The 15448-nt window shown below is 62.2% G+C and carries 17 protein-coding genes; 13 read left to right on the plus strand and 4 right to left on the minus strand.

Features of this window, described 5'->3' with window-relative positions:
* Position 1 precedes the first annotated feature (1 nt).
* Complete coding sequence (locus KJA79_RS19630; RefSeq protein WP_213043789.1) at positions 2-286, minus strand: hypothetical protein; 285 nt, start codon at positions 284-286, stop codon at positions 2-4.
* Between the two features lie 548 nt (positions 287-834).
* On the opposite strand from KJA79_RS19630, the gene KJA79_RS19635 reads away from it, so the two are divergent.
* The 8 genes from KJA79_RS19635 (at position 835) to KJA79_RS19670 (ending at position 7972) form a co-directional block, all read left to right on the plus strand.
* Entirely contained in the window at positions 835-1743 is a 909-nt protein-coding gene (locus KJA79_RS19635) for a caspase family protein (RefSeq protein WP_213043790.1), read from the plus strand.
* A 48-nt stretch (positions 1744-1791) separates the two neighbouring features.
* The gene (locus KJA79_RS19640; RefSeq protein ID WP_213043791.1) at positions 1792-2310 is read left to right on the plus strand and encodes a hypothetical protein; all 519 of its coding nucleotides are present in this window, start codon (positions 1792-1794) and stop codon (positions 2308-2310) included.
* 190 nt (positions 2311-2500) lie between these two features.
* Positions 2501-2986 carry a hypothetical protein gene (locus tag KJA79_RS19645; protein ID WP_213043792.1) on the plus strand — a complete coding sequence of 162 codons (486 nt, stop codon included), beginning with the start codon at positions 2501-2503 and terminating at the stop codon, positions 2984-2986.
* A gap of 91 nt (positions 2987-3077) precedes the next feature.
* Positions 3078-4007: a dihydroneopterin aldolase gene (gene folB / locus KJA79_RS19650; RefSeq protein ID WP_213043793.1), complete on the plus strand. Its 930-nt coding sequence runs from the start codon at positions 3078-3080 to the stop codon at positions 4005-4007.
* Positions 4004-4852 (plus strand): PHP domain-containing protein, encoded by an 849-nt coding sequence (locus KJA79_RS19655; RefSeq protein WP_213043794.1) that lies wholly within the window; start codon positions 4004-4006, stop codon positions 4850-4852. The genes folB and KJA79_RS19655 overlap by 4 nt, the downstream gene beginning before the upstream one ends.
* Before the next feature lie 140 nt (positions 4853-4992).
* Complete coding sequence (locus tag KJA79_RS19660) at positions 4993-6390, plus strand: serine/threonine-protein kinase (protein WP_213043795.1); 1398 nt, start codon at positions 4993-4995, stop codon at positions 6388-6390.
* Positions 6391-6397: 7 nt separating this feature from the next.
* Positions 6398-7234: a Stp1/IreP family PP2C-type Ser/Thr phosphatase gene (locus tag KJA79_RS19665; RefSeq protein ID WP_213043796.1), complete on the plus strand. Its 837-nt coding sequence runs from the start codon at positions 6398-6400 to the stop codon at positions 7232-7234.
* A gap of 9 nt (positions 7235-7243) precedes the next feature.
* Positions 7244-7972, plus strand: coding sequence for an FHA domain-containing protein (locus KJA79_RS19670; protein ID WP_213043797.1), 729 nt, complete (start codon positions 7244-7246; stop codon positions 7970-7972).
* Positions 7973-8057: 85 nt separating this feature from the next.
* Here KJA79_RS19670 and KJA79_RS19675 read toward each other — a convergent pair whose 3' ends face one another.
* The 3 genes from KJA79_RS19675 to KJA79_RS19685 form a co-directional block, all read right to left on the minus strand.
* Positions 8058-8663 (minus strand): cysteine rich repeat-containing protein, encoded by a 606-nt coding sequence (locus KJA79_RS19675; RefSeq protein ID WP_213043798.1) that lies wholly within the window; start codon positions 8661-8663, stop codon positions 8058-8060.
* A 127-nt stretch (positions 8664-8790) separates the two neighbouring features.
* Positions 8791-9804, minus strand: a complete 1014-nt coding sequence (locus tag KJA79_RS19680) for a hypothetical protein (RefSeq protein WP_213043799.1) — start codon at positions 9802-9804, stop codon at positions 8791-8793.
* A gap of 149 nt (positions 9805-9953) precedes the next feature.
* Positions 9954-10367: a secondary thiamine-phosphate synthase enzyme YjbQ gene (locus KJA79_RS19685; protein ID WP_213043800.1), complete on the minus strand. Its 414-nt coding sequence runs from the start codon at positions 10365-10367 to the stop codon at positions 9954-9956.
* A gap of 281 nt (positions 10368-10648) precedes the next feature.
* Between KJA79_RS19685 and KJA79_RS19690 the strand changes: the two genes are divergently transcribed.
* From KJA79_RS19690 to KJA79_RS19710, 5 genes are all read left to right on the plus strand, one after another.
* Entirely contained in the window at positions 10649-11404 is a 756-nt protein-coding gene (locus KJA79_RS19690; protein ID WP_213043801.1) for an SH3 domain-containing protein, read from the plus strand.
* Between the two features lie 156 nt (positions 11405-11560).
* Complete coding sequence (locus tag KJA79_RS19695; RefSeq protein ID WP_213043802.1) at positions 11561-12268, plus strand: HAD family hydrolase; 708 nt, start codon at positions 11561-11563, stop codon at positions 12266-12268.
* Positions 12265-13182 (plus strand): cobalamin-binding protein, encoded by a 918-nt coding sequence (locus tag KJA79_RS19700; protein WP_213043803.1) that lies wholly within the window; start codon positions 12265-12267, stop codon positions 13180-13182. Before KJA79_RS19695 ends, KJA79_RS19700 begins: the two co-directional genes overlap by 4 nt.
* A 20-nt stretch (positions 13183-13202) precedes the next feature.
* On the plus strand, positions 13203-14078 hold the full coding sequence (hpnD, locus tag KJA79_RS19705) for a presqualene diphosphate synthase HpnD (RefSeq protein WP_213043804.1): 876 nt from the start codon (positions 13203-13205) through the stop codon (positions 14076-14078).
* Positions 14075-15400 carry a hydroxysqualene dehydroxylase gene (locus KJA79_RS19710; protein ID WP_213043805.1) on the plus strand — a complete coding sequence of 442 codons (1326 nt, stop codon included), beginning with the start codon at positions 14075-14077 and terminating at the stop codon, positions 15398-15400. The genes hpnD and KJA79_RS19710 overlap by 4 nt, the downstream gene beginning before the upstream one ends.
* Positions 15401-15448: the final 48 nt, after the last annotated feature.

Below are 15448 nucleotides of genomic sequence, written 5' to 3' on the forward strand. Positions count from 1 at the left end.
CCTACTCTTCCTTCTCTGCGTCATACGGCTGCTCCATCAGCCCCACCACCCAGCACGACTCATCAGGATCGGCTGCCTCATCCTCCCGCGCCACCGGCACTGCGATGCATCGGCCTTCGTCGCTGTGTCGCCGCGCGTCTGCCTCCGACAGCGCGAGGTGTACATTGCGGTTGCATGCAGCACAATGCCGCACATCGTGCTGCTCCGTCGGCTGCAGCTTGCTCCATTGCTGCGGACAGGTGAATGCGAACCGGCACCTGACCCGCGCTTCGTCATTCCACGCCATGCGGTCCTCCGATCGGCAGCGCACTGTAGCAAGAACCAGGACGCGCGTCCCGCGAGAAATAGGCCATTTCGCACCAGGCAAATACCTAGGGCCGCTCTCGTGAAACGTGCCTCGCATTGCGGACCCATGGTGGATTTTCAATGATGAATGTTCGATCAAACATTGAGCACTGAGCATTGACCCTTCCGGGGAGGCCGAGCGCCGCGTCACTGCCTCCCCCTCGGACCATCAGCCATAGTCCATCAGCACTCCACGGTTCGTTGCCCCCGACCCTACCACTGCGGTGTGACATCCGGGGTCACAGTTCAGGGCGAGCCAAAAATTATTTTTCTTTGCGAATCAGGCTGGGTCTGCGGCGGGCGGTCAGGGCAAGGGGAGAAGACGCCATCGAGTTCGTCGACATCGCGGGATGCCCTTGCATGAAATACCCGTATTTTCCACGCGACTCCGTTGACAGATGTCGTCGTAACGATTACCGTACCGCCCATCATTCGCTATTATTTCCACGTAGCCGCACGACATCGATCCGGTCGACCAAGGAGGGACCCATGGCCAACACCACATCATCATCCGTCAGCAAACCGAAGGCACTGTCGCTGCACATCGGCCTCAATGCGGTGAGCCCCTCCGCCTATGGGGGATGGAGCGGCGACCTGACGGCTTGCGAGTTCGACGCCAAGGACATGGCGGCCATCGCCAAATCGCAGGGCATGAAGTCCACGGTGCTGCTCACCAAGCAAGGCACCCGCGCGAAAACGCTGGCCGCGATGCGAAAAGCGGTGAAGCAGCTGAAGAAGGGCGACCTTTTCTTTCTCACCTATTCCGGACACGGCGGACAGGTGCCCGATGTCACAGGCGAAGAAACGGACAAACAGGATGAAACCTGGTGTCTCTTCGACGGCCAATTGATCGACGACGAGTTGTACCTTGAACTCAGTCGCTTCGCGGCGGGCGTGCGCATTCTGGTGTTCTCCGACAGCTGCCACAGCGGCACCGTGACCCGCGCCAGGCCACGAACCCCCGTTGGCGCCGCCCCGGCCAGCCGTTCGAAGATGATGCCGCCTGCCGTTGCCCTCCGCACCTATCGCGAGCACCAGCAGTTTTACGACAAGGTCCAGCGGGACGTGGCCAAAGTGGCGGGCAAGGCGGCCGTGGATCCGGACAGTGTGCTGGCGCAACTGGCCGTGAGTCCGCGTTTGACGGCGATCGCCAAAAACTTCAAAGCCTCCGTGATCCTGATCTCGGGCTGCCAGGACAACCAGACCTCGATGGACGGCGAGCACAACGGCGCCTTCACCGAACAGGTGCTGAACGTCTGGAACCATGGCACGTATCGCGGGAACTACGCCAAGTTCCACGCGGCCGTCCGGGCCGAATTACCGGCCAGCCAGACACCCAATCTGTTCACGCTGGGAGCCGTCGCGAAATTTCTACGACAGCAACCGTTCAGTGTCTGAGGAAGAAGCGCGGCGTTCCCTGTGAGATGGCTCTGGGAGGTCAGGCTCATGATCGGCAAGTCTCTCGTGACACTCGCCATGACGGTCGTCGTGCTGGCGTGCTCCGTCCTTCTGTATGCGGCGGACATGTCCGGTGTCTGGAAAGGGCTGCTCAGCAGCGCCGACGGCAGCCAGGCTGAGGTCCAGATCGATTTCAGTCCGCAGGGCTTTCCCCTCTATTCGTACACCAACAACAAGGGACTCACGCGGCACGTGGAGCTGTCCCACGTGGGTCAATCGGTGGAATACGTCCCGTCGGGTGGCGGCGTGCAACGGATGGTCGTGGAACGTGTAGAGAAGGGCCCGGGACGATTGACAGTGGGGATCACCGGCTCCTTCGAGCGCGCGAGTCAGGGCTATCTGGACCAACAGCAGGAAGCGGCCCTATTCGAATACACCCTCGTGCCGCAGGGACTGAAGCTGCGGATCACGACACGCACGGCCAGCCACTTCGGCGACAAGGACATGATGGTGGGCGGCGATCCGAACGCCGTCGTCGCGGAAGGCGTCCTGCACCGGCTGCCCTGAGTCACCGCTTCACACCATTGCGGCGCTGCCCGCCCGTCCCGTTCTCCGGCGACCGGTTCAGCATGCCTTGCATCCCGGCAAAACTACTGAGTCGGCGCCTGCAGAAATTCGCTCTTTGCTATCCCGTTCGACCGACCTGTCCTAGAATGTCTCCTGACAACCTTGTTGTTCACGACAGGAGGTATCCGGAATGTTCCGCCCCGCTCGATTGTTCAGTTCGAAAAACCGCCGCGCGCCGCTGCAATGGACGCCCCGCCGCCCGAACGGCCAACCCGTCGACGAACAGATCCGCGCCCTGCAATGCGCATGGGGTGACGCGTTGTCGCTCCCGCTCTGTCTGGCGTTGCTGGCACTGTACGAATGGTGGCGATGGTTGTTTTCCATGACACCGAATCCCCTGTTGCTCACCTTCGCCGCCTCCATCGCCATTCACGCCACCTGGCGACGCCGCAAGCTCTATCGATCGGAGCTGAAGCAGCTGCGCCTCGCCTCCCCCGCGCAACCGATCGCGAATCAAGTGCGGGAACTGCTCCACGTCGTGGGCCTTCGTGCCGCGCAGGAACTGAGGGTACAACTTGCCCCGGCCGCCATGGCTGCCTCACTCCGTCGGCTTCTCTCGCCGGCTAACGGCCTTGCCAAACGTCTCGCCACGGTATTCATGAATACTCCGGGATAGTTTCCGCAGGTACCTTTCACGTTTCCCGTTTGCCCTTTCACGTCCTCCCGCCTTGCTTGACAGTCCAAAAGCCCATCCATGACAATGCGTCATGGCTGCGCGCATCATCATCGAACGCTTGGAGTTTTACGGCCGCTGCGGCGTCACTGAGGAGGAACGCCGGAAACCCCAGTTGATCGCCGTTGATCTTGAATTGGACGCGGCGGTGGAGCCGGCAGGCCTGTCGGACCGCCTCGACGACACCATCGACTACGCGCGCGTGGCCGACCGCGTGGTGGCCCTGGGCGCCAGCCGCACCTGCCAACTCCTCGAAACCCTCGCCGAGCAGTTGGTCGACATGTTGTTCGCTGAATTCCCCGTTACACATCTCCGCATGTGGATTCGCAAACTGCACGCCCCGCTGGCCATGGTGGCCGGATCGGTCGGGGTCCGATTCGAGCGCACGCGCAGCGCGCCGCCACCGACGCAGCCGATGCCCTTGCCGTTCCTTGTCGAGCAACTCGGGCGCATCCCCAAAGGCCACATTCTGGATGTCGCAGCAGGCCGAGGCCGCAATACCCTGTATCTCCTCTCACAGGGATCACAGGTTGAAGCCATCGACCGGGATGCGGAGGCACTGGCCGAACTGGGCGCAGCCGCGAAGGTCAGACATCTTTCCGGACTGACGACACGTGTCCTAGACTTGGAAGCCGACCCCGATCGCCCACCGAGCCTTGGCCAGGCCTGTTACGATGCGGTCATTGTCTCCTATTACTTGCACCGTCCCCTGTTTCCGTCGCTCATCGACGCGCTGAAACCGAACGGCATGCTCATCTACGAAACCTTCACCATCGACAATTACTTCCGCCATCGCCATCCACGCCGATGGGAATTCTGCCTGGCACCGAACGAACTCCTTCGCCTCACGTCTCCGCTACGTGTGCTGCACTATGACGAGGGCGAACACGACGGGGGCCAGGGCAGCGGACCGAGTTATACCGTGCGACTCGTCGCGCAGAAAGCGGGGCCCGAGACAACATGAGCCGTATCGACCTTCATCTCCACACGACCCATTCGGACGGCAGCTTCTCCACGCGTGAGGTCATGGACTTCGCCAAACAGGCCGGTGTCGCCGCGTTGGCGATCACCGACCACGACATCGTCGACGGCATTCCTGAAGCGACGGCGATCGGACACGAACTTGGCATCGAGGTCGTGCCGGGCGTCGAAATCAGTTCACGCCTCGGCGAGAGCGAGATCCACATCCTCGGCTATTTCCTGGATTGGACCGATCCCCTGCTGGCGCAACGCCTGAAGACGCTGCGTGACAGTCGTCATCTGCGCAATCCACGCATCGTGCAGCGCCTGAATGAGCTGGGCATCCCCATCACATATGAGGAAGTACGGGCACTGGCGGGTACAGAATCCGTGGGGCGCCCACACATCGCCCGCCTCTTGATGGAGAAGAAGTTTGTGACCTCGGCGAAGGAAGCCTTCGACCGCTACCTGGCCAACGGCCGGCCGGCCTTCGTCGATCGGGAATTGCCGGAACCGGTCGACGCAGTCCGATGGATTCGTGACGCAGGCGGCGTCCCGGTCCTCGCCCATCCGACCTGGGTTCGCACCTCAGCCGACGGCTTACGTACACTGGTCCGCGACCTCAAGACGGTCGGGTTGGGAGGCATCGAAGTCCACTACAGCACCCATACGCCGAGCCAGACGACCGAGTATCTCGATCTGGCCAAACAATGTGACTTGCTCGTGACCGGCGGCAGCGATTTTCATGGTGTCACCAAGCCGGATATCGAGGTCGGCATCGGACGTGGCCAATTGAAGGTCTCGCACAAACTGCTCGATCCGCTGAAAAAAGCCGCAACCACCGCCTAACGCACGTCGCCCCTGCCTGACACTCCCACTCCTCCCGGGCATGGCCTCACCGCGCCTGCAGTGATGCATGATTCCCTCGTTTCGTTGACACTCCCGGACCTTCCGTTACACTGAGACACAACGACGCATCACGCCAACTCATGAGCACATCCTGGGGCTGGATCGGCCCGTATTTCATCGTCATTGCCCTCGCGTTTCTGGTGGGACCGTTCCTGGCGTCCCTCCCGCTGTTTACCCATACCTTCATTCGCCCCCTGGGCATGAATGTCTCGCAGATCGTGCAATTCATCGCCGACGGCATCTGCCTGCTCATGGTCTGGGGCGTCGCCACTCGAGCCAGAGACGACCTGCGCGACAACGGCAGAGGCCAAACGTTCGTCCGCGCCATGCTGTTTCCTTCCGCGTTGTTACTGATCGTCCTCATCGCCTCACAGGCCTACGAAGCCCACGGCATCCCGGTGCTCGGCCCGCCGAAGCAGCCGCTCTACAACTGGCTGGTGACGGGCGGTCTCATCGGCGCGGCCACCTGGCTGACGTTTGCCTGGGTTCGACATGTCGATGCCTTAACCCAGGCCTTCACGCGACGCCCACGCCGCCAGACAAAACCGACTGCGGTGCCGACACACCAGGCACCGGCAACATCGGCCGCCGCCGAGCCCGCGCCGGCCCGCCAAGTTGGAGCAGCCGCTGTCCGGAACGGCGGGAGTGCGCCCGCCACGCTGGGTCGCTATCAGGTCATGAAGGAATTGGGACGCGGCGCGATGGGCGTGGTGTATCTGGGCAAGGACCCCACGATTCAACGGTTCGTCGCCATCAAAACCATGCGCCTGGATGACATCGACAGCGCGGAGGAGCTCAAAGAGTTTCGTGAACGCTTTTTTCGCGAAGCGGAATCGACCGGGCGCCTGTCCCATCCTAACATCGTCACCGTGTACGACGCCGGTGAGCAGGACGGCCTGGCCTTCATTGCCATGGAGTACCTCGAAGGCACGCTGCTCAGCTGCTATTGTCAGAAATCGACGTTACTCCCCTCCAAACAGGTGCTGCAGATCGTGGCGTCCGTGGCCGACGCGCTTGACTATGCGCATGGCCAAGGCGTCGTCCATCGAGACGTCAAACCCCCGAACATCATGATCCTGAAGCAGCGCGTGGTGAAGGTGATGGACTTCGGGATCGCCAAAATGGCCAGCGCATCGAAAACCCACCCCAGTCTGATCGTCGGCACGCCGCGCTATATGTCGCCGGAGCAGGCAACCGGAAGGGAGGTGGACGGCCGCTCCGATGTGTTTTCGCTCGGCGTCGTGCTGTTCGAGCTGTTGACCGGGGAACGACCGTTCGACGCCGACAACATGCCCGCGCTCGTGACACGCATCACCAAGGCCCCGCATGCGCCGCTTCTGAAGTACCGTCAAGACTTGCCGACACGCGTCCAAAGCATCCTGGATCGGGCTCTCCAGAAGGAGATTCCGAATCGCTACCGTCATGCGAGCGACATGGCGCAAGACCTCCGCGACATCTTCCAGGTCATGCCGAGATAATGCCGCCATGCATGCCTGGCACATCACACATGGAGCCGCCTCGGATATCGGGCTCATCCGGCACCACAATGAAGACTGCTTTCATGCCGATCCCGCCACCGGCCTGTTTCTTGTCTGCGACGGCATGGGTGGGCATCGAGCAGGAGAAGTCGCCAGCAGCCGTACCGTGGCGCTGATCCCGCAACACCTGGCCGCAGCCACCGCCGATCCGACGTTGCCGCTCGTCGGCAGCGTCCGGCCTGAGTGGTCGACCGCAACGAACTGCTTGGCCAGTGCCGTGAAGCTGGCCAATCACCAAGTCCATCAAGAGGCCACGCACCACCCGGCCTATGCCGGAATGGGCACGACGGTGGTCGCCGCCTGGCTTACGGAGTCGATGGTGTCGATCGCCCATGTCGGAGACAGCCGGCTCTACCTCATCCGTGACCAGGCGATTCGGTTGCTCACCCAAGACCATTCCCTGGTGCACGAGCAGGTGCGCTCCGGATTGCTGACCGATGCCGAAGCCATGCGCGCCGCACACAAACATGTGCTGACCCGCGCCATCGGAGTCCACCCCCTGGTGGATGTGGAACTGGGGGAGGTTCCCCTCATGAACGGCGACCTGTTTCTCCTCTGTTCGGACGGATTGACCGCCGGTGTCTCCGCCGACTCGATCCTCCAGGTCGTCCTGGAATCGTCCAATCTGCAGGCGGTCTCGAACCGGCTCATCGCCCTCTCGAACGACGCCGGGGGATCGGACAATACGACTGTTGTGGTGGTCAAGGTGACACGGCGGGAGTCCGGCCTGTGGGACCGCCTCTACGGCCGATTCCGTTTCTCCCCCACGATGGATCCGCACTAAGGAACGTCCATGTCGCAGCCCCACTCACTTCCCACGCTTCTGGCGAGTCCGCCGCAAGGCGGCGTCCGAGTCTATGAAATCTCCCGCACCCCCTTCAGCATAGGACGGAGACAGGACAACGATCTCTGCCTGGACGACATCGCGATCTCGGCCCGCCATGCTCGAATCATCGCGGTGCAAGCCGTGCTGTTCCTGGAGGACCTGGGAAGCGCCGCCGGCACCTTCATCAACGAACAACGCATCGACCGTCGGCAGCTCCATGACGGAGACAATATCCGCCTCGGCACACACCGCCTGATGTTCCGACAGGACTACAGGGCAGCTACGGGATCGACTCCCGCCCAACAGCCGATCAACGGGAACAGAGGCGCAGTCGTGTCATGTCGGGCTGAGGGAAAGGTCCCGGCGACTGATCGCACAATCGGAATCGTGGAAATTCTTTCCGGCAACACCGGGCAGGCACAGTACCATTTGACCAGACAAGTCTCGCTGGTCGGCGCGCAGGATGATGCCGTCATCACCCTCACCGGGTGGTTTGCACCGAAAACCGCGGCGGTCATCAACCGGAAGGGCGAGGGCTACCTCGTGAGCCAGACGGAGAGCGGGAAACGCATTCTCATCAACGGTCGACTGATGCAAGGAGAACAGGCGTTACGACATGGGGATGTCCTGGAAGTGGCCGGGATTACGATGCGATTCCTCCTGCAAGACCGAAACGCACCGTCGCCGAACATCTGAACAAGAGGGTGGCCTTTGCCTTTCGGTACGCCTGCCTCTGCCCACCATCAGCCGGACCCGCCCGCGGCGCCTGCCACACACCGATTCAGTTGAGCAACCGTCCACGCTTCGGCAACAGTTGAAAACACTGGTCGGAAACGGACTGGGCGTGGGACTCCAAACACTGGACCAGCCCCTCGCCGCTCGCGGGCACGTCTCGACAAAACTGACGTCGGTCTGCTTCACACGCGACACGCAGCTGCTGCATGCGCTCTTTCATCCGTACGAGCTTTTCCCGCAGCATTGGTCGACAGGGTTGGGACAGTTGCGCCGTCTTGCGCTGCAAACAAGCGTGACGCTCTCCCTCTTCTTCGGGGCAGAGCGCGGTGATCTCCAGGTCACACTTGACCTCCCTACCCTGCGGGTTGCCCCCGCGTTCCGTCGAGCCCGGACGAGCGGTCTCCTGCACGACCGGCGGCCCCACCGTCTGCGCGACCGCCTGCGGTGGAGGTTCAGTCGGCACAGTGTTTACGAGGGGAGTCGTGGATGAAGGCGAGGGAACCGGTGGGATAGTCGGGGAGACCGGTGCGGTCGCGGGCGGCACCTCGCTCTGCGGCAGAAGCAGGATGACCAATCCCCAGACTCCTCCGAGGACCAGACAACTCAGCAATGTGACCAGAATCACGGCGCCGATTCGGGATGAGCCAGCCAAGGAACTCCGCGGTGACAGAGATTCGGTGCCGATGGATCAGTGGGACACCCAACGTGGCGGCTGAGCGCTCACCGTCGCGTGAACAGCACAACCCGGTTCGCAGCACAGCCCGCGAGCCGGGCACCGGTCAGTTTTCCGGTGCTTCCACGATATGATTTTCGAACCGGGTGCAGCCTTCGGCCAGCAAACGATTCGTCAGCATTTCGCCGGGCCATTCGATCGGGAGGTCTGCCGTGAACACCCACACATCCGGCGACGTCCATACAGGACCATGGTCTTCAGGCAGCTCCGGATCGAAGAGGTCGGTCCAGACCGGCATATACACCCCGTTCCCGCACTGCGTATGCAGATGGACGATGGTGCGCGCCCGCACCATCGGATCGAGGTCGCGCCAAACCGCGGCCGTTTCATCGGCCAATCGATGTAATCGCACCGCATTCTGCGCATCGAACAACGCATAGGAGGCATACACCGGCACTTCCAGCGTATCGGGCGCCAGGGCCAGCTCCGAACATTGCGCCACCAGGCCTTCGAGCAATGCGCGGCGCTCCGGTTCCTCCAACGCCTCCGGCAACCCCGGATCAGGCAGCCCAATCAGTTGGAAAAAGAGAAATGCCGTATTTTCCACCGGGGGATAGAGCCGGGATGCGATAGGCTGGGTTCGTTGAGAATCGGCGATACTGACGAGATGCTCGTTCAAGGCCTGGAGGGTCAAGCCTTCGAGAGTGGCATCCGTCAGCAGGCGAGGCTCCACGCGCACAACCACGCCAGAGGGAACCTGCAAATGCCGATGGAGAAGGTCTGCCGTGGCGACAGGATCGATTTTCAAACCGAGCGGCTGCCCCAGATTGGCCTGCAACGGCAACTCCAACGCGGCCATCACCGCGTAGGCGCCCTTCTCTTCGTCCGGGCCATCCATGATGACGGCGCACGAGGCTTCCGCCACCAGGTCGAACATCCATTCCGCCATCTCTTCATCGAGCGCGGCCAGAACCGTCAACAGATCCTGTTCTCGCCCTTGCTCGATGAACGCCTGCAGCGTATCGATCGCCGCGTCCGTATCCCCATGGTCGTGACGACGGGCATTAATCAGGTGAATCAAATCTCGCGTCAGCGGATCCGGTCGTGACCAACTCAACATGGCTGGCCTCCCAGGTCGATGCGACGTCGCGATGCACAGTATGCGGTCATCCTGTTGTCCATGTTGCCAAACTTTCCGGGACGTGGCAAGCGTGAATGCGGTTCTTCATGGCATCGATCTCGATGCCCGATCCCATAAAGGCCCGCAGCTTACTCTCCGATCACTTTCACCAACACTCGCTTGCGCCGCCGCCCGTCAAACTCACCGTAAAAAATTTGTTCCCAAGGTCCGAAATCCAACTTTCCATCCGTAATCGCCACCAGCACTTCCCGCCCCATCAGTTGTCGTTTGATGTGCGCGTCGCCGTTGTCCTCGCCGGTTTCGTTGTGGCGATACGTCGCCTTCTGTGGCGCGAGCCGTTCGAGAAAGGCATCGTAATCCTGGAGCAGCCCGCCCTCGTCGTCGTTGATATAGACGCTGGCGGTGATGTGCATGGCATTCACCAGCACCAGGCCCTCGCGCACGCCGCTCTTTCGCACGGCGGCTTCTACCTGCCCGGTGATATTCAGATAGGCGCGTCTGGTGTTCGTCTCGAACCAGAGTTCCTCGCGATACGACTTCATCGTCCTCCCCGCTCACATCTGGTGGGCGATTCTGCAACGGCGCTGTTCAAAGTTGCAAGCCCTTGCCCGCTCGACAGGCGCGGCCGATCGCCGCAGTTCTCGATACCGTCGCCGGGTGGTGCGCTCCCGGTTCTCCCCGTTGAAGAGCGAGCCCCCATCCATGCGTTGATCGATACGGGGAACGTATCCTGTCGCTTTCTCGAACAAAATTGACAGGCCCTAGTACCGGTGATAAGTACCTACGATGAGAGAGTGATGGTTCCGAATGAGGAGGTCCTCCGATGGTGTCATCCATGGGCATTCCCGCGATCGGCAGTGAGTGGACAAACTGGCGTCTCCTGTTCGCGAGTCAGCCCGAGCCCGACCTGGAATTTACGGAAGAAGATTTAGAGGAAGCGGCGCCGCCGCCGGCCCCGCCGATGCACGAGCCGAAGCGGTCGAACAAAGGACCGCTGCTGTGGATCCTGCTGCTCCTGCTCGTGGGCGGCATCGGGTACGTAGCCATGGACCCCGATGGAGCCATGCAACTCATCCAGCCGTACATTGATGGTGGAACGGAGACCACTCCGCCGGTGGCCCAACGCCCCGCCCCGCCCGTGCCCAGGCCGGCTGCCGTTCCGACGCCTGCGCCTATCGCAACACCGGCCCCGGCGCCGATGACGAGCGCTCCACCCACGGTGGTTGATAGCGCCCCCGCCGCCCCGGTAGAGACGCCGACCCCGAAGCCCATCCCAGCAACTGCCGCCCCGGCTCCTGCACCGGTCGTCAAGCCAGCCCCGCCGACCATGCGCGTGGCCGGTCCTGTGTTCGCAGAGAGCCAACGTGTGACGGTGGTGGCCGATCCTACTCGACCCAAGGCCCCCATGCCGTTGTTCACCGACGCCATCGGCAGCAAGACCAGCACGACGGTACCGGCCGGCGCGACGCTCACCATTGTAGATGGCGAGTATCAGAAGCGCGGGTGGGTCTATTCCGTACGAACTCAGGACGGCAAAAAGGGCTGGATCTCCGAACGCCATTTGAAGCTGAAACGCTGACGGCTTCTCGATCGTTCGCCTCCCATACCGCGGCCCGTTCCTTCCCGGAACGGGCCGTTGTCTTTTTTTGCCGGTCTACCCTTGCTATAATGCCGCGCCCGCTCTACCGGCCCCAACTCGCGGGGATCTCCGCACAAGGATGTATCTGTACGAACTATGAATGAACTACGCGCCATTATTTTTGATTTCGACGGAGTGATTGCCGACACTGAACCGCTCCACTTTGCCGCCCTCCAGCGGGTCTTGGTCGGCATTGATATCACGCTGACAGAGGCGGAGTACTACGCAGACTATCTCGGCTTCGACGATCGCGGATGTTTCCTGGAGGCATTGCGGGCACACAAGCGCGAGGCCTCACCGGCGCTCGTCGGCGAATTGATGGATCGTAAGGCGCAGGCCTACCTTGCCGCCATCAGGGATCATCTTGCCATTTTCCCGGGGGTGCGCGAACTCGTCCATGACGCCGCCGCGCGCGTTCCACTCGCCATCGCCTCGGGAGCGCTCCGGAACGAAATCGAAGTGATTTTGGAGGAAGCCGGACTTCGGAAGGCGTTTTGTCATATCACCAGCGCCGAGGACGTCATGCGAGGCAAGCCCGCGCCTGACCCCTTTCTCCATGCCATGGCCGGGTTGAATCGACAGCCGGCCCAACCGACGTTGACCCCGCAAGACTGCCTGGTGATCGAAGACTCCTTGCCCGGCATCAGGGCCGCACGGGCGGCAGGCATGAAGGTGCTGGCCGTCGCCAACACCCACACCGTGCAGGACCTGGGTGAGGCCGACGCGATTACCCATTCCCTCGCCGACACACGGCTCTCCGACCTCCAGTCACGACTGTGGGGACCGGCGCAAGGGCACTCATGAACATTTGTTCGCTCGTACCCGGAGCCACTGAGGTCGTGGCCGCACTCGGGCTCCAAGACCACCTCGTCGGCATCAGCCATGAATGTGACACGCCCCAGACCCTGGCCCATGTTCCGGTGATGGTGCGTGGACGCATCGACAGCCACGCGCTTTCGAGCGCAGAGATCGATGCACAGGTCGGCGAGTGGCTTTCAGGTGGTTCCGGGCTCTACGAGTTGGACGAGGCGCGACTCCTGGCCGCCAAGCCGGATCTCCTCATCACGCAGGATCTCTGTGATGTTTGTGCCATCACACCGACACAGCTCGCCCGGGTCATGCAGACCCTGTCGCCGCCGCCGCGCATGGTCACGCTCAATCCGCATCGGCTGGACGATGTGCTGCGCGACATTGAAACGCTTGGTGGTGCAATGGAGCGGGAAGAGGCCGGAAGACAGTTAGCCGCCGCCCTGCGCCGCAGACTCGATGCGCTCCGAACCACGGTACGTGCAGAGCCGTTACGCCCGAAGGTCGCCTGCCTGGAATGGCTCTCCCCGCTCTACAGCGCCGGCCATTGGGTGCCCGACATGGTGGAAGCCGCGGGCGGCACAGATGCGCTGGCGACTGCGGGAACCCCCTCCCGAAACATTGAGTGGGAGGCGCTCGCGGGTTGCGCCCCAGATGTGATCGTGCTGATGCCCTGCGGCTTCACCGTCGCACGCACCAAAGCCGAATTGACCGCAGTGACTGAACATCCTGGATGGCAGCACCTTCCGGCTGTCCAACGAGGCGAGGTCTATCTGGTCGATGCCCTCTCCTACTTCAGCCGCCCCGGCCCGAGATTGGTTGATGGGGTCGAACAACTGGCCGCCATCCTTCACCCAACCTGTTATGCCCGCCGCCTCCCGGCTACCGTCGAACGACTTGCAATGCCGTAGACATCCACCCCGATGACAAAATGATGACACCGACTCAAGCCCAAACCTATTGCACGACCCTCACCAAGAAAAGCGGGAGCAACTTTTACTACTCGTTCCTGTTTCTGCCCAAGGCCCGGCGAGACGCCATGTACACCGTCTACGCATTCTGCAAAGAGGTGGATAACGCGGTCGATGAACCGCCTCCCGGCAGCCACCCCCAAGAGGAGTTGGCACGCTGGCGTCGGGAACTGGCCGCGGCGTACGACGGGACCCCGACCGTTCCAGTCACGATCAGCCTCGCGCAACATGTCCGTGAACTGTCCATTCCTCACACCTACTTCGAGGAACTCATCAAGGGCGTGGAGATGGACCTCACCACCAAGCGCTATGCCACCTTCGATCAGTTATCGCTCTACTGTTATCGTGTCGCCTCGGTCGTGGGGTTGATTTGTCTCCATGTGTTCGGCACCACCTCACCTCGGGCGCAGGACTATGCGGTCAATCTCGGCATGGCGTTTCAATTGACCAACATTCTGCGCGATCTGGGCAACGACGCTGAATGCGGCCGCGTCTACCTACCTCAGGAAGACTTCGCGCGCTTCGGCTATCGGGAGGAAGACCTCCTTCACCGGCGATACAAGCCTGAATTCACGGACCTCATGAAATTCGAAGTCGCGCGGGCGAAGGAGTATTACGCCAAGGCCGCACGGGCCCTGGAGTCGCTGCCGCGGAATGAACGCCAGGCCCTGACCGTGGCTGAAATCATGCGCGGCGTGTACGGCAGAATTCTGCAGCGCATCGAGGAATCCGGATATCGCGTGCTGGGAGATCGCGTCACCCTGTCCTCCAGCCATCGATTGGCGGTGGCCGCCGGCGTCTGGCTACGCTCGCGCTTACCGTCTACCACTCCATGAGCCGTCAGGTGCTCATCTTCGGCGGAGGACTCGCAGGCCTCACCGCGGCCCTGCACCTTGCGACCTCCGGGCATGCCGTCACCATCCTCGAACAGGCCGACCAAGTAGGCGGACGCCTCCGCCATGCGCCGCCACCGATTCTCCTCGAAGCCCACCACGCCACCTGGTCACTCCTTCACAACCTCGGCACCGACTTCGCCGCTCGACAGCTGCGACACACGCCGCTCGAATTCCTGCAAGCCACCGGCGCCCGCGTCCAGTTTCTCCACCTTCCCCTGCCCAGCCCGCTCAATACCCTGCTCGGAACGACTCTCTTCCAAGGCCTCTCCATGCGTGATCGTTGGCACCTGCTGTCCTTTCTCGAGCGGACGTGGGAACAGGATCCGCCCTTGCCGAACGACCTGGATACACGAGCCGCCGACGAATGGCTCACGAGCATCGGCCAGTCCGAGCCGGCGCGACACGGCGTCTGGAACAGTCTCGCCCGGTTGTTGTTGGGAGCCGCGCTACCGATGGTGTCCGCAGGCCTGTTCATGCGTACCCTGCGGCGATGCTTTCTCACCGGCGCCCGCGCCACGAAGCTGATCGTGCCTCCGCAGGGAGTCGATACGTTCTTGCTGGCGCCGCTGAAGGCGCGTCTCGATACACTGGGAGTACAGTTTCGGATGACTGCACCAGTCGCCCAACTGCACTTTGCCCAACACCGTGTGACGAATGTCGAACTGACGGATCGCACCAGGCTCACCGCCGACTGGTACATCTCCGCACTGCCCCACAACCGGCTGACCCCGCTGCTGCCGGAACGGGTCGTGACCCACTATGCCTATTTCCAACAACTGAGCCACCTCAGCGAATCCTCCATGCTGGTGGTTCGCCTCCACCTCGACCGACCGGCTGACCACACACAGCTCGTCCTCTTGGAAGGGAAAACGTTCCATTGGATGATCCGGCACGCCGATGAGACACGACACAACCAGGCGTCGGTGATCTGGGCTATTGCCGTCGGAGAGCCGAGTCTTCTGCCGCAATCGCAAGAGGACCTGATCCGACTCGCACGGGAAGATGTGGCGGCCACCTTTCCGGCAGAGACACCGTCCCGCCATGTCCTGGACGCGGAGATCCTCCGCCTGCCGTCGGCCATGCTCTCGGCCAGACCCGGCGCGCAACAATTCCGACCACTCTCGACCAGCCCCTTCACTAATTTTTTGGTCGCCGGCGCCTGGACCGACACGGGATGGCCGGCCAATCATGAATCGGCCATTCTGAGCGGCCAGCGTTGCGCCACCGCGCTCGCTGCCGTGCCGCCGGATTCACACCGGTAATCTTCGCCGTTCCCCTCCGGCATCACGTTGACAAGACGGGGGACCACG

Source organism: Nitrospira defluvii, assembly GCF_905220995.1.
Lineage (GTDB): Bacteria > Nitrospirota > Nitrospiria > Nitrospirales > Nitrospiraceae > Nitrospira_A > Nitrospira_A defluvii_C.